The 12,904-nt window shown below is 69.2% G+C and carries 12 protein-coding genes; 3 read left to right on the top strand and 9 right to left on the bottom strand.

Annotated elements, in window-relative coordinates; translation table 11 throughout:
* Positions 1-17 precede the first annotated feature (17 nt).
* From KRR26_RS14100 to KRR26_RS36810, 6 genes are all read right to left on the bottom strand, one after another.
* Positions 18-473 (bottom strand): hypothetical protein, encoded by a 456-nt coding sequence (locus KRR26_RS14100; protein ID WP_217080057.1) that lies wholly within the window; start codon positions 471-473, stop codon positions 18-20.
* A gap of 11 nt (positions 474-484) precedes the next feature.
* Positions 485-1,306 (bottom strand): hypothetical protein, encoded by an 822-nt coding sequence (locus KRR26_RS14095; protein ID WP_120206401.1) that lies wholly within the window; start codon positions 1,304-1,306, stop codon positions 485-487.
* Between the two features lie 117 nt (positions 1,307-1,423).
* On the bottom strand, positions 1,424-1,918 hold the full coding sequence (locus KRR26_RS14090; protein WP_236068591.1) for a hypothetical protein: 495 nt from the start codon (positions 1,916-1,918) through the stop codon (positions 1,424-1,426).
* Positions 1,919-1,981: 63 nt separating this feature from the next.
* Complete coding sequence (locus KRR26_RS14085) at positions 1,982-2,743, bottom strand: PH domain-containing protein (protein ID WP_120206402.1); 762 nt, start codon at positions 2,741-2,743, stop codon at positions 1,982-1,984.
* The gene (locus KRR26_RS14080) at positions 2,736-3,305 is read right to left on the bottom strand and encodes a PH domain-containing protein (protein WP_217080056.1); all 570 of its coding nucleotides are present in this window, start codon (positions 3,303-3,305) and stop codon (positions 2,736-2,738) included. The genes KRR26_RS14085 and KRR26_RS14080 overlap by 8 nt, the downstream gene beginning before the upstream one ends.
* A gap of 97 nt (positions 3,306-3,402) precedes the next feature.
* Positions 3,403-3,510, bottom strand: coding sequence for a zinc-binding dehydrogenase (locus KRR26_RS36810; RefSeq protein ID WP_328707127.1), 108 nt, complete (start codon positions 3,508-3,510; stop codon positions 3,403-3,405).
* Here KRR26_RS36810 and KRR26_RS36805 point away from each other — a divergent pair.
* A complete protein-coding gene (locus KRR26_RS36805; RefSeq protein WP_236068590.1) occupies positions 3,505-3,690 on the top strand; it encodes a hypothetical protein in 186 nt (61 codons plus the stop codon). The two genes, KRR26_RS36810 and KRR26_RS36805, sit on opposite strands and share 6 nt — an antisense overlap.
* A 12-nt stretch (positions 3,691-3,702) precedes the next feature.
* On the opposite strand, the gene KRR26_RS14070 is transcribed toward KRR26_RS36805, so the two are convergent.
* Positions 3,703-4,533 (bottom strand): YIP1 family protein, encoded by an 831-nt coding sequence (locus KRR26_RS14070; RefSeq protein ID WP_233576936.1) that lies wholly within the window; start codon positions 4,531-4,533, stop codon positions 3,703-3,705.
* Positions 4,534-4,775: 242 nt separating this feature from the next.
* Here KRR26_RS14070 and KRR26_RS14065 point away from each other — a divergent pair, with 242 nt between their 5' ends.
* Both KRR26_RS14065 and KRR26_RS14060 read left to right on the top strand, forming a co-directional pair.
* On the top strand, positions 4,776-6,155 hold the full coding sequence (locus KRR26_RS14065) for a hypothetical protein (protein WP_217080054.1): 1,380 nt from the start codon (positions 4,776-4,778) through the stop codon (positions 6,153-6,155).
* 378 nt (positions 6,156-6,533) lie between these two features.
* The gene (locus KRR26_RS14060; protein WP_217080053.1) at positions 6,534-8,771 is read left to right on the top strand and encodes a S41 family peptidase; all 2,238 of its coding nucleotides are present in this window, start codon (positions 6,534-6,536) and stop codon (positions 8,769-8,771) included.
* Positions 8,772-8,816: 45 nt separating this feature from the next.
* Here the strand turns inward: KRR26_RS14060 and KRR26_RS14055 are convergent, their stop codons facing one another.
* On the bottom strand, positions 8,817-10,994 hold the full coding sequence (locus KRR26_RS14055; RefSeq protein WP_217080052.1) for a serine hydrolase domain-containing protein: 2,178 nt from the start codon (positions 10,992-10,994) through the stop codon (positions 8,817-8,819).
* On the bottom strand, positions 10,991-12,262 hold the full coding sequence (locus tag KRR26_RS14050; protein ID WP_236068589.1) for a GDSL-type esterase/lipase family protein: 1,272 nt from the start codon (positions 12,260-12,262) through the stop codon (positions 10,991-10,993). Before KRR26_RS14050 ends, KRR26_RS14055 begins: the two co-directional genes overlap by 4 nt.
* Positions 12,263-12,904 lie beyond the last annotated feature (642 nt).

The raw sequence follows: 12,904 nt of genomic DNA, 5'->3' as shown, positions 1-12,904 counted from the left end.
GATGAACGCTTGCGTTGCTACGGCGACTGAACCTGTGACTCCAAGGCCACGAACAACTCCGGCGCCAGGTGCGACCTCGCTCCGGTCAGCAGCCACTGCTCCATCTTCCGCCCCGCGTCCTGGTACAACACCGTGCGCTCGCCCTGCGAGAGCACCACCACGTCGCGGTACACCTTCGCGTGCGCGCCATCCGCCCACGCCACGTCGAAGCCACGGTAGCCCAGCCCCACGTCCGGTATCCGATGGGTCCCCACCGGCAACGACTTCACCAACTCCCGCGCCGCCTGGGCCTCGTCCGTCGTCAGCGCCCAGGCGGGAGGCTCCCGACCGCTGAACATGTCCACGCTCACGCGCCCCGGCGACATGACCTCGCTCCGTTCCGACCGCGCCGGCGTGGGCGCGTCCTGCGTGCCCCCCGCCGCACAGCCCCAGACTCCCGCTCCGCAGAGCACCAGCCACAGCGCGCGCGCCACGAGTCCCCTCCTCACGACACCGTGAGGTTGAAGCCACGGTAGTAGCCGCAGAACGTCGTGTAGCCACCGCGGTCACACGTCTCGGGGTTGGTGATCCAATTCAAGCTGTTGTCGTAGTTGCGCGCGGCCGTCTGCCCCGGCTTGTGGCACCAGTGCCCATTCACAGCCAGCCGATACCAGTGGTAGTCCGTGTTCGGCCAGATGACCAGACAGACATTGAGGTTGTTGTCCGCGCGACACGCCGTCTGCCAACCATCTCGCGTCGCCGCCGCCCCGACGTTCGCGCACGTCATGGCGCTGTACATCGAACCCGACGCGCGCCCCGGCTGCGCGAAGGTGTTGGTGCGGCTGTTGCTCGCGTAGTTGTAACAGTTGTTGTAGGTCAGATAGGCCGACGCGTTCCAGAACGAGAAGTCCGTGTCGGTGGTGTAATAGGACGTCGCGCAGGCCGCGTAGAGCCCCTGCACCTCCGACGACATCGTGATGCCCTCCTCGGCCACGCCCAACACCTCGCCCGGGTCCCTCAAGTCCAACCGCGAGTGCTCAGCCGTGTGCAGCAGGAACGCGGAGCTCTCCATGGCCCCCGGCTGGAATCGCCCACCCAGCCGCACCCGCGACGGCAACCCCGCGCGCATCCACCCTTCCGCGGCCGGCGTGTCCTGCACCGTGAGGATGAAGCCGCGATAACCCAATCCCCCCGTGTCCGCGTCCATCGGCAACAACAGCGACGGGTCCGCCCGCACACGCTCGGCCAGCGCGTTGGCTTCCTTCCGAGACAGCGTCCAGCGGGGATTGGGACGTCCCGAGAAGATGTCCAGCTCGACAGTCACCATGAGGCACCTCTGTCGTGGGCTCGCACCGCGGGCCGAGCTCCGGCAACGGGTTGGAGAGGGCCATGGACATACTTGAACTAGAAATATCTTAAAAATCAGATAAAGCCGAACATTTCACTACCCAACACTTGCGCGTCGAAAGCCATAGACCCACGCCCCGGCGGCGAGCAGCGCCGGCAGCACCACGCTGACAGTGAGCAGGAGAAAGATGGCGTCGTTGGCGGGCTGTCCGACGAGGTCGACTCCGGATACGCGGAGCCAGGCCTTCACGCAGGTGACCGCCCAGTTGGAGAAGTTGGCCACGATGACAGCCCAGGCGAGCCGGTGCTGGCCGCGAGCGCCGTAGCGCAGCATGGGCAGCGTCCACGCCACGCCCAACAGGAAGAAGGTCCCCATCAGCGCGTTGAGGTGCGCGGCCAGGGCCATGTGGGGATCCGCGGGCACCTTGCCCGTCATGGCGGAGGACACATAGCCGCCGGTGAGCAACCCCAGCAGCATGAGCCACGCGCCAGCGTGCGCCATGAGGCGCGCGGCGGGCAGCGGCACACCGAAGGAAGGGAAGACGGACGCGGCGGGGGGCTCGGTCGGGACGGGGCGCGGGGTGGTCATCATGGCGGAAGGTCCACCAGCATCGCACCTCCCACGCAGCGGACACGAGCCACCCCGCGCCGTCGCTCAGCCTCGGGGCGGTGTGAGGGATTGGCGGAGCCCGCGCACCTCGGTCAACAGCACATGGGCGGCATCCAGCGGGGAGGAGCCAGCCTCCACCCGAGGCGCCAGCACGGCGGGGGCCGGAGCGTCGGGATCTCCAAGTCCCGTGTCTCGGTATTGGCGCACCCGGTCGCGGATGACATCGCGAATGGCGGCTGCGTCAGAGACGCCTCGGAAGTAGGCCTCGTGCGCGCTCTCCGTGGCGCCCCCGGACTCGTGCGCGGGGCCTCGGGAACCGCCGCCGGCGGACCTCACGCGCACGTCCGCGATGCCGAGCATGCGCTGGACAGGCCCTTGCGAGATGGCGACCTCCTGGATGTTGGCGAAGGTCATCGTCTTCTCACGCAGGTGCAGGATTCCCTCGCGCACGCGGAGGCTGCGGTCGGTCACCATGTACCAACGCAGCTCGAAGTCGAGCCGCAGCACCGCGAGGGTGACGGGGACCTGGACGAAGTAGGCCACCCACACGAAGGTCTCGACCAGCCTGAGCACCCACGCCGCGGGCGCATACGTGAGGCGCGCCAGCACCATCTCCACGAAGATGAAGCCCACGCACAGACCCACCGCCGAGGCGAGCTGTCGCGCGGTCCAAAGGAAACACTTGTAGCGATAGAAGGGGCGCGCCGCGCGGAAGATGCGCAGCGAGTCCGGCGCTCCTCCCGGGGGCTGCGGCGTGGGCGGGACCTTCAGCACCCGCATGAGCCAGGAGCGTGTCGTCTCAGACATCGCGGCCTCCCTTCGCCCGAGCATCGAGTTCCGCGCGCAGGGCCCGCACCTCGGCGGCCACCTCTCGCAGCGCCTCCGCGAGTCGCGCGCTGTCCGTCAGCGCCAAGGGCTCCGCGGCAGGGAGCACGTGCTCCTTCGCGCCGCGCATGCGGCCATAGAGAAAGTCGCGCATCGCCTCGAACTCGCGCAGCCCCTCGATGGTCACCTCCGCCTCGGAACTGCCGCTCGCCGTCTGGAGTTGCACGCGCCCCAGCCCGAGCCAGCGCTCCACCACGTTGCTCGTCAGGTGGATGTCCTGGAGGCGCGCGTAGGTGAGGGACACCTCACGCCGGAAGAGGATGCCCCAGCGCATGGTGAGCCCCTCTTCGTCGAGCTCGTAGCGGAGCGTGTGGAAGCGGAAGTACAGGTACGCCAGCATCAGGGGGAACGCCGGTCCCGAGAGCAGCGCCGAGAGCACGTAGTACGTGAACAGGCTCGAATGGGGCCGGAGCACCGCCGGAAGTCGGAGACCGGAGGGAACGGGGGCGGGAGTCGAAGCAACAGGAACGGGATGCAAGGGCATGAGCGGAGCGCGTCCTCCCCGCCAGCCTACGTCACACGACGCCTCCCATTGCGGCCCTCTACGTAGGGAAGCGGGGGACAGGGTCGTGCGCTTCCCTTCAGGGGATGCGAATGACCGCCTTGCCGACCTGCGTCCCGGCCTCCAGGTGACGGAACGCCGCGACGACCTCCTCGAACGGGAACACGCGGTCCACCACCGGGTGCACGCGCTGCTCGGCGTGCGCGTCGCCGTGTGTTGCAGCAACCCCCTGGTGCTCCTGGCGGCCTGCGCGGCGGGCCTGCCCATCCGCGAGGTATGGGGCGTCACCCACCAGGACCTGCGCCACGCCGCGCGCGGAGGTGTGGTGCTCGAGTGGCTGGCCGAGGTGCTCGCGCCGCCGCGCTGACCTGCGCGAGCGTCAGTGGTGGTTCGCCATGAACCCCACCGCGAAGATCGCGGCCAGATACCCCCCGCCGAAGAGACAGCACCACAGCGCGGGGACGGCCAGTGCTCCCACGGCAGCCGAGCCCCAGCTCACCCCATGCAGCTTGCGGTACGTCACCACGCGCAACCCGATGGCCCAGACGGGCGCCGAGTACGAGCCAATGAAGGGAATCACGCCCGCGATGTAGGGAGCCTGGGACAGCGCATGCGCGCGAATCGTCACCGCCAGGGGCTGCTTCGTTCCCGCAAACTTCAAGAGCAGGTGGTCCTGGCACGCATTGACGACCTGGATCAGCAGGGTGAACAGCGGCACGCCCACCAGCATGAGCACGGAGATGCCCGCCAGCACGTCACGCGATGAGCCCGCATTGACGGAGGGGTCCAAGGAGACCGACGGAAAGATGGCCATGACCACGACCGTGAGCAGTCCCGTGGAGAGCGTGCCCGACACCACGCTGAACACCATGAACAGGAGAGAGTCCGAGATGGCCCCCGAGGGCCGCGCGTTGTCGAGCGTCGCCATGGGCCGCATGAGCATGCCCAGACACGTCTGCCAGTAGGCCTTCAGCGTCCCCAGCTCGGCGCGGCGGTCCCACGGCAGCAGCCCCGAGGGCACGCGCTCATGGCACTGCACGCACAGCACGGCACCGGACGGGGCCGCGCGCAGACACTGGGCGCACGCGAAGGACCCACAGCGCGAGCACGCCCTCAGCCCCTGCAACTCAGGGTGGATGGCGCAGACAGGCGCATCGGACTCGGGCGAGGCGGGCCGCGAGAAGGACGCGCCACATGAGGAACAGGACAAGGCCCCCGGTTTGAACGGGGACTGACACTGGGGACAGGAGAGGACCATCGAGGCGACCACCCTTGCACGACAGGCGCGCCGTGGCTCGGAGAGAGCCTCTGACGCGGAGGAATCCTGAAGCCGCGACCATAACCTATCCGACCTTTGACACCGCTCTCAGGGCGCTGGTGCATCGACACAACTCAAGGCAAGTCGCCTGCCTTCTCGCATCGAAGCGGGCTGTCGCACAGGGGTGGTGGTTGATGACGCGCGCGGGGTTCAGGTCATTGGCGAAGCAGCTCGCGATGGGCGCGGGGTTGGTCACCGTCGCATGCAACGTCCCCCTGCCCTTCGAACCCGAAGGGCGGATGGGAGAGGCTTGGTCCGGCCCCGAGGACGTCGCGCAAGAATCCACCGCGGCCCCCAGCGGTCCGTGCGCCGATGGCACCCCGGAGCAGACCTTCTCCAACGGCATGGTCGGCTGCGCGGGCAGGGTGACCTGGGACCAGCGCGCCTCCCTCTGCGGCTCGGGCTATGTGCCGGCGACCGCAGCGGACTGGAACACGCGCTCCAACGGCACGGCGCCGACCCACGACTACTGGACCGACGACCACCTGCGCTACAGCGGCGACGCCACCGCATGCGCCGTCTCGGCGACGGCCGGAACGAGCTGCGGCCCGAACACCCCCATGAGGGTGTGCACCGCGGCTGCGAGCGATCCGGAAGGCAACGCCTGCAACTGGAGAAACTGTGGTTACGGAACCATCTCACCCAACCGGTACTACGGCGGCTGTGTGGGCAACGTGACCGCCGGAACGCTGTGCATCGCCAAGGGCTGCGCGGACGGCTCCATCGAGCAGACCTTCTCCGGTGGAATGGTCGGCTGTGCGGGCAAGGCCGCCTGGGCGAATCGGGCCTTCTTGTGCGCCCAGGGGTATCGACTGGCGACGGCGGCGGAGTGGGTCCATCTGCGAGGCACCACCGCGCCCACGCACCACTACTGGACCCAGGACAACCTCAAGTACATCGGCACCGAGTCCGCCTGCGCCGTGAGCACCACCACTGGCACGAGCTGCCGTACGGGACAATCCATGCATGTCTGCAAGGCGGCGGGAGCGGACCCCGAAGGCAACACCTGTAGCTGGGCCCACTGCGGCTTCAACTCCCTGCCCCCGCCGGACCAATACTTCGGCGGCTGTGCGGGGAACCTCACGGCGGGCGCGCTCTGCATTCCCGATTCAGGCTGCGCCGATGGCACCAACGAGCAGGTCTTCGCCGACAACCTCGTGGGCTGCGCCGGCAAGGTGACTTGGGACCAGCGCAGCACCCTCTGCGCCTCCGGCTGGACGGCGAGCACCGCGAGCCAATGGGTCAACCGCCCTGGAATCGCCATTCCCACGCACAACTACTGGACCGCGGACAACCTGCGCTACGTCGGCACCGCCTACGCATGCATTGCGTCACCAACGACCGGAACGGACTGCGGGGCGAACTCGCCCATGCGAGTGTGCACGCCGCTCGGGAGTGACACCGAAGGCAACGCCTGCAACTGGCAGAACTGCGGCTACCTGACCGCCACACCCAATCAATACTTCGGCGGCTGCGTCGGCAACACGACGGCGGGAACACTCTGCAGTCGGTGACGTGCGCCGCAGACAGCCCGGCCGGGGTGACGCGCCCCTTCGAGCATCGCGCGACCGCACTGTCCCGACCCGCGGCCCCTGGGGACAGTCAGGAGGGAATCACCTCGCGGGGCCGTCATGCGGCAGGGAATGTCCTGTCACGCCGCCCGGGCAATGACGCGCGGCGCCTCGGCGAAAAGGGTTGTGAAAAGGCGCCCCAAAGGCGCTTCAGAATCCGTACGGATTGACGGACGAGTTCTGGCTGTTCCACCGGCTCCCGTTTGAAAGTCGTTGCTGAACGAGCCTCAATTCCAGCCAAGCAGCCAGCGGGCCGCGCAGGGCTTTCATTGCGTCACCGGTCTGATGCACCCTGCCAGCACCCCTTGGAGGCACCCACTCATGTCGAGTTCCCGTCGCCACGCTCTTCGCGGCGCCGTCTTGGCGCGTCGCGGCCCGAGGCATCATCGACTCACCACCGTGCTGCTCACCCTGCTTGGGGGAGGTGCCTGGGGACAATCCCAGACATCCCCCGAGCCCTGGTGTGACTTTGGACGCGCGGGACCCGCCACCACGCTTCCGGCCCCCGTCGCGATGTCCGCCGCCCATGGCCAGGTGCGCTTCTTTGGCATGGGTCGCAGCGACACCGAGGTGGACCTGGCCCTGGTCAGCGCGCTGGAGGGCGGCCCCGTGAACTGGGACGCCGCCACGGTTCGCTACGCAGACACCGTGGAAGGCGTCTGTGCATTGGACGTGTCTCTCAAGACACTGCGCCCCGCCCAGGTCCTCTCCATCGGCGCGCTCGCGGTCATCCGCCCTGGCACGGGTGCGCTTCATCTGCCCCGGCATGCCCGCGCGGCCATCATCGACCTGAGCGACTTGCCGGCGGCCCCCGGCCTCGACGAAGCCCTGGCCCGTGCCATCGGTGCGGTCAGCACCACGCCCGTCGCGCGACTCTCCGAGCGCGTTCGCTTCAACGTGGGGATGACGGACGAGCTGACTCCCGAAAACGACTACCGCGCCTACACCAACTACGTGGACCTGCACCCCCGCGAGCCGTATGCCGCGACAGGTCAGGCGGAGCTTCCCGTCGTGCTGCTCGCGGGCCCCAAGCTGGCCCCCGCCGCCGCCCAGTTCGCCGTGGACCTGCGGATGGCCCGGCGTGCATGGCTCGTGGGCGCCCCTGTCCACACGGAGGTCGCGGAGTCGAAGTGGATGCCCGTGGGAGCGAAGGGACTGTTCGTGCGCACCTCGCGATTGGAGGATTCGGCGGGGGCGGTTCCTGACGTCATTCCGGCCGACCTGCCCCTCTCCCTCTTCGGGCCCGGAGCGGCCCACCTCGAATCCCTCTCCTCGTCGCCAGCGCTCCAAGCCGCCACGCTCCTCGGAGCCCCGCCGCCGGTGGACCGCACCGCGCCAGTCGCGCGCGGAGCCCCGCTCGAGCGGATGCCTCTCGAGGTCATGCCGCCACCGGGAGCTTCGCCGGGCATTGCGAGGGCGGACCTGGTCATCATGCACGGCGCGGCGCGGTTGTTCTTCCCCTACTTCAGCACCGTGGGAGATGGCATTGATGGACGCCTGCTGGAGACGCTGGCCACGGTGGACGCCGCGCCCGTCACGCAGCTCGGCCAGATTGTCCGACTGCTCCAGCGCTTCTCGGAGGTCCTCCACGACGGCCACGCATTCGTCTACCCATTGGAGCGCCCGATTCCGGCCGGCTACTTCGGCGTCATGCTGGAGCATGTGGCTGGCGAGCTGGTCATCCGCCGCTCCGTACAGGAGGACCTCCACCCGGGAGACACGTTGACGAGCATCGACGGTCAGCCCATGTCCGAGTGGTTGGACACGGAGATGGCGACCGTCTCGGCCGCGACGCCGGGCTGGAAGCGAGAAGCCGCCTCACGACGGCTGCTGAGCATGAACGGCCCCAGGACCTTCGGGGTGCGCGACGTCGATGGGAACACTCGCTTCGTGCGCATCCAGCCCCAGCCGCAGCAGGTGCTGGGCCCTCCATCGTGGAGAGCCTCAGGCAGCCTCGCGGACCTCGGCGCGCCGGAGCTCCAGTACATCAATCTGGCCAACCAGGTGACCGGCACGATCGCGGAGTTCCGGACGGTCCTCGCCGCCGCGCAAGGTGCCAGCGGTCTGGTGATAGACATGCGCGGCTACCCGGGCATCAATTGCTACGAGGTGGCCAGTCGCCTCATCCCGACTGAGTTCTTCACGCCCATCTTCCGGACGCCGCTATGGAATGGCCCCGAAGAGTTCGGCTGGCAAGACGAGGTGTATCCGCTGGAGCCGCTGTCGAGCCCTTCCTATGGAGGCCCCATCGTCCTCCTGGTGGGCCCCAATACGATTTCCGCGGCGGAGAACTTCGCGATGATGCTGACCGCCGCCCACCGAGTGACGGTCGTGGGCCGACAGAGCGCGGGGACGAACGGGAACGTGACCTACATGCTCTTGCCCGGGCGCGTGACCCCGAGACTCACCGGCATGGAGCTCCTCTTTCCAGACCGCTCACGCTTCCACGGCGTGGGCATCGTCCCGGACTTCGAGGCAGGCCCCACGGCCGAGGACCTCGCCGCCGGGAGGGATGCGGAGCTGCTGCGCGCCATCGAGGTCCTGCGCACAGGCCACTGACCGGACACGGAGCGGCTGGGGCTGGAGCAGCGCGTGTCACACCGCTCAGGGTGACGGAACGGTCCCGAGTTCCATGGGGTCACCAGCCGCCGCGCCCGTGACCCCGAGCGCCTTCTGCGTGGCACGTGCGGCCCTGGCCTGCTGGAGCGCCGCCTTCGCCGCGCTGGCGTCTCCGAGCGCTCGTTCCTTCTTCGCGAGCGCCTCCCACAACTCCGGCGCGCTGGGATGCAGACGGACTCCCACCCGCAGGAGTCCTCGTGCGATCCGCGTTCCCTTCGCCATCTTGGCCTTCTTGAGGAACCCCGAGGGCGTCAGCATGAGCGTCCCTTCGGGCGTGGTCGCCGCCTCGCGCACGTGGGCCATGCCCTCTTCTTCCTCTCGCGCGGCCAGCAGCTCTTGCCCCAGCGTCAGCCGCGCCTCCGTGGACTTCGGATGCAACTCCACGGCTCGCGACATCCAGCGCAGACGCGTCTCGGCGTCCTTGGCCGGAGTCCGCTCGGCCACGTGCACCATCTCCTCCGAGTAGTCCGCGTGGACCTCCGGAGCCTTGGACACGGCTTCCTTCAGCACGGGCCAGAAGGGCTCGGGGTCCTTGATTTCATCCAAGTGCGTGCGCCGCAGCGCTGGCACGTCCGCGCGCTTCCAACTCGCGAGGAAGCGCTGGATGTCCGCGCGCAGCGGGTCACGGAAGCGCTCGGATTCGGGGCAAGACACTTTCTCGCACGCGGCCAGGTAGTCCGCGAAGAAAGCCAGGGCACCCAGTGCTCGATAGTCATTGAGGCGCTCGGGGCCAAAGGCTTGCGCCACCGTGCGCGCCATTCGCGTGCCCACTCGGATGAAGACCGAGTCCCCGCGCGGCTCATGGGCGGCCTGGATACGAGACAGCGCCGCGGCGGGCTCGCGCGCAATCACATTGCGGTCCAGCAGCGTGGAGACTCGCGCGAAGGCCCCCGCGAGGTTTGGATCCGGAGGGAGCGTCCCCGGGCCGCGCGTCACCCACGCGTCATACGCCAGCCCGTAGGTGGCGAGGCGGCCCATGCCCGAATACACCACGCCATCCACGGGGTCGTTGAAGTGCACGTCACGGCGCGCCTCGCCCCCGTCCACCACCTGCTCCATCAAGCGGATGGAGAGTCGGCGCAGGCGCTTCGCCTCGTTCTCCACGTTGGTGGCGAGCGCGATGGCCGTGTCCTCCGCCGGCAGGATGATGAGCAGCGTGGTCGTCTCCGGCTGGCCCCCCGCGTGCGCGACGACGTAGTGGCCTCGGAACGGATACGTGGCCAACCCCATGCCGTAGTCGGTGAGGTGCCCATCCTTCGTCGCCATGGACGTCTGCATCCGTCCCATCGTCGCGCGCGACACCAGCCGGTCATCCAGCACCGCCCGCGCGAAGCCGAGGAGATCATCCACCGTGGCGCGCGTGCCGCCGCCGCCGAAGCGGCTCGTCACGTCGAGGAAGTGCGAGGGCTTCAGCGTCGAGCCCACCACGCGGTAGCCCACAGCCTGGTGCTCGTCGCGCGTGCGCATCTCATCCAGGTCCGCGTGCACCATCCCCGCGGGCCCAAAGACATGCGCGCGCAGGTAGTCGCGATACGACTGCCCGGAGGCCGTCTCCACCGCCGCGCCGAGCAGGTTGAAGCCCCACGTCGAATACAGGTAGCGCGTGCCCGGCTCGAACACGAGCGGCTTCTGCGAGAACATCGCGATGGCCTCGCGCGTGGTGACGGGCCGCGTGTTCTCGCCCGCCTTGGGGCTGTCATAGGAGGGCACGCCGCTCAGGTGCCCCAGGAGCTGCCGCACCGTGACAGGCCACTGCTTCACGGGATAGTCCGGCACCAGCGTGCGGATGTCCGCGTCCAGGTCCAGCTTGCCCTGCTCCACGAGTTGGAGAACGGCCACCGCCGTGAACGACTTGGTGATGGAGGCCATCCGATACGTGGTGCGCGCGGTGGCGGGCAGCTTGCGGCCCAGGTCGCGGTAGCCGAAGCCGCGCGACCAGTGCCGAGTCCCCTGCATCACGCCCACGGAGAGCCCCGCCATGGGGCCCTCCTCCAGGTCCGTGCGGACGATGGCCTCGAACACCCGCTGCGTCTCGGGCGGGAACTCGGTGACCGCGGACGCGGGCGGAGCGGCGGGGGTCTCCACGCGCGGGGCGGCCGACTCCTGCGCCGAGCCCGCCACGCGCCCCACGAGGAGCAGCACCGCAACGAGGCATCCCCTCATGGAATGGTCTCCGAGACTTGCGCCGACGACGTGGGGGACGGCTCGGGAGCGCCATCGCGATCCGAAGTCAGTGCAGGCACCATCGCGTCTCCTTCCACCCACGCGCGCAAGAGCGCGTCCGTGACGAGCTGACCCAACACATCCAATCCCTTGCCTCGCGGGTGCACGAGGTCGTCATGGACGAAGCCCGCCGCGTGGAAACGCATCAGCGAGCCCGTTCCGCCCATGGCAGAGAAGAGGTCGAAGAAGGCGCAGCCCTCGCGCGTCGCCACCTCGCGCTCCGCCGCGATGACCGCGTCGAGGAACGGCCGCGGGTCCTTGCCCGGCCCCGTGGGCGAATCCGTCCGCACCGCGTCGATGGGCCCCACCACCATGCACGCGCTGTCCGGCGCGACGGCGCGCACGCGGCGCAGCAGGGCGGACAGGTCCGAGCGCACGACCTCGGGCGTGGTGCGCTTCCACTCCAGCCGCTTACGCTCATTGCCTCCGAGAAAGAAGAGGAGCAGGCGCGGGGCGCGCTCGGTGAGCTGCGTGCGCAGGAGGCCGTCACCCAAGCGGCCGAACAGCCGCGCATCCGAGGAGGGAACGCCGAGCATGTCCAACACGATGCCGGGGCGCGCGTGCTCCAGCACCACGCCCTGGACCACCGCGTCCTTTCCCTCGACGGAGACGTCCAGCCACTTCGCGTCCGCGGGGATGTCGAAGCGCGTGGACTGCCCCTGATTGGTGCCCTCGGGCTTCGTGCGCGCGAGCACCTGCCCCTGGCTCGTCACGGTGAGCGCGCCACCGCCCGGGACGTCCTGCCACCACAAGGTGCCGTGCGGCTCACCCTCCAACTTGAAGCGGCCCCGGGCGCCTGACTCGGTGGCCACGTGATAGACGCCGGTGATGCCGAAGGGGAGCGGCGGCGCGCGCAGCTCGCCCAGCGTGCGCGGCTCCCAGCCCGTGCTCGTGGCGGTGGTGCGCTCGCGGCCTCCGTAGGGGGCCATGCGGTCCACCAGCAGGACGCCCCGGCCCGCCGCGCCGAGCATGTCGCCCAGCTCCAAGCGCAGGATGTCCACGATGCGGTCGCCGGCGATCAACGAGTTGCCAAACGCCGTGATGACCGTGGGCCGAGTGGTCGTGCCCCGCGCCAGCGAGTCCATGGACACGAAGAACGGCGACAGGGCCGTGCGAGCACAGCCCTTCCCTTCCGGGAGCAGGCACGGATCTTCAATCGCGCCGCCGGGCGCCTGGAGCTGCGCCGCGAGCGCATGGAGCGACTTCATTCGCGCGGTCGGTGGAGGAAGCGCGCGATGGGGAGCACTCGGGTCCGCGGTGACGTGCGCATCGCTCGGCGCGACGGAGGGCTCGGCATGGGGTTGCGCGGACGCGACGGCCGACGACTCAGTCGTCGCGCCGGTTGCTCCTGCGAGGTCGCGCGACGCGGAGCCTTGGCTGGGCTCGGCGACCTCGGGCTTCGATGCCCCTTCAGGTCCGGGTTCGAGCTCGCGCGGGGGTGCTTCCGTCTGCGGCTCCGGTCCGACGGTGCGCGGAGCTGGCGGAGGGGTGGCCTCGCTGCCCGCTTCGCCGGGGTACCGCGCGGATGCGTCGCCCGGGTCGGGACTCGGCGCGGTCGCGCGGGGAGGAACCTCGGGTGGAGGGATGCGATGGAGGGGCGCTCCGGCGTCGCACCCCGACAGCAAGCCGCTCACGAGGAGCAGGAGCCGAGCATGTCGCCCACCCCATGAGACATCCGGAACCGTCATGCGGACGGTGAGCCTAGACGAAAGGTCCTGATCGCGCATGTTCCCAACCCACCGCCTGCCTCCTCACTCCGAGGGAATGTCCCGCCACACTCGGATTCAGTGCCCTTCGGAACGGTCCGGGCGCATCCGCGTCCGCGCTGGGTGCGCGGGCCTTCATCACCT

The organism is Citreicoccus inhibens (assembly GCF_019039035.1).
Taxonomy (GTDB): domain Bacteria; phylum Myxococcota; class Myxococcia; order Myxococcales; family Myxococcaceae; genus Citreicoccus; species Citreicoccus inhibens.
Note: the sequence above shows the minus strand (reverse complement) of the source record. Positions and strands in the feature narration are given on the sequence as shown.

Coding starts and splice junctions, on each gene's coding strand:
- KRR26_RS14095 (WP_120206401.1), bottom strand. CDS start 1,306: ATGGTGACTGTCGAGCTGGACATCTTCTCGGGACGTCCCAATCCCCGC.
- KRR26_RS14090 (WP_236068591.1), bottom strand. CDS start 1,918: ATGATGACCACCCCGCGCCCCGTCCCGACCGAGCCCCCCGCCGCGTCC.
- KRR26_RS14085 (WP_120206402.1), bottom strand. CDS start 2,743: ATGTCTGAGACGACACGCTCCTGGCTCATGCGGGTGCTGAAGGTCCCG.
- KRR26_RS14080 (WP_217080056.1), bottom strand. CDS start 3,305: ATGCCCTTGCATCCCGTTCCTGTTGCTTCGACTCCCGCCCCCGTTCCC.
- KRR26_RS14065 (WP_217080054.1), top strand. CDS start 4,776: ATGACGCGCGCGGGGTTCAGGTCATTGGCGAAGCAGCTCGCGATGGGC.
- KRR26_RS14060 (WP_217080053.1), top strand. CDS start 6,534: ATGTCGAGTTCCCGTCGCCACGCTCTTCGCGGCGCCGTCTTGGCGCGT.
- KRR26_RS14055 (WP_217080052.1), bottom strand. CDS start 10,994: ATGAGGGGATGCCTCGTTGCGGTGCTGCTCCTCGTGGGGCGCGTGGCG.
- KRR26_RS14050 (WP_236068589.1), bottom strand. CDS start 12,262: ATGAAGTCGCTCCATGCGCTCGCGGCGCAGCTCCAGGCGCCCGGCGGC.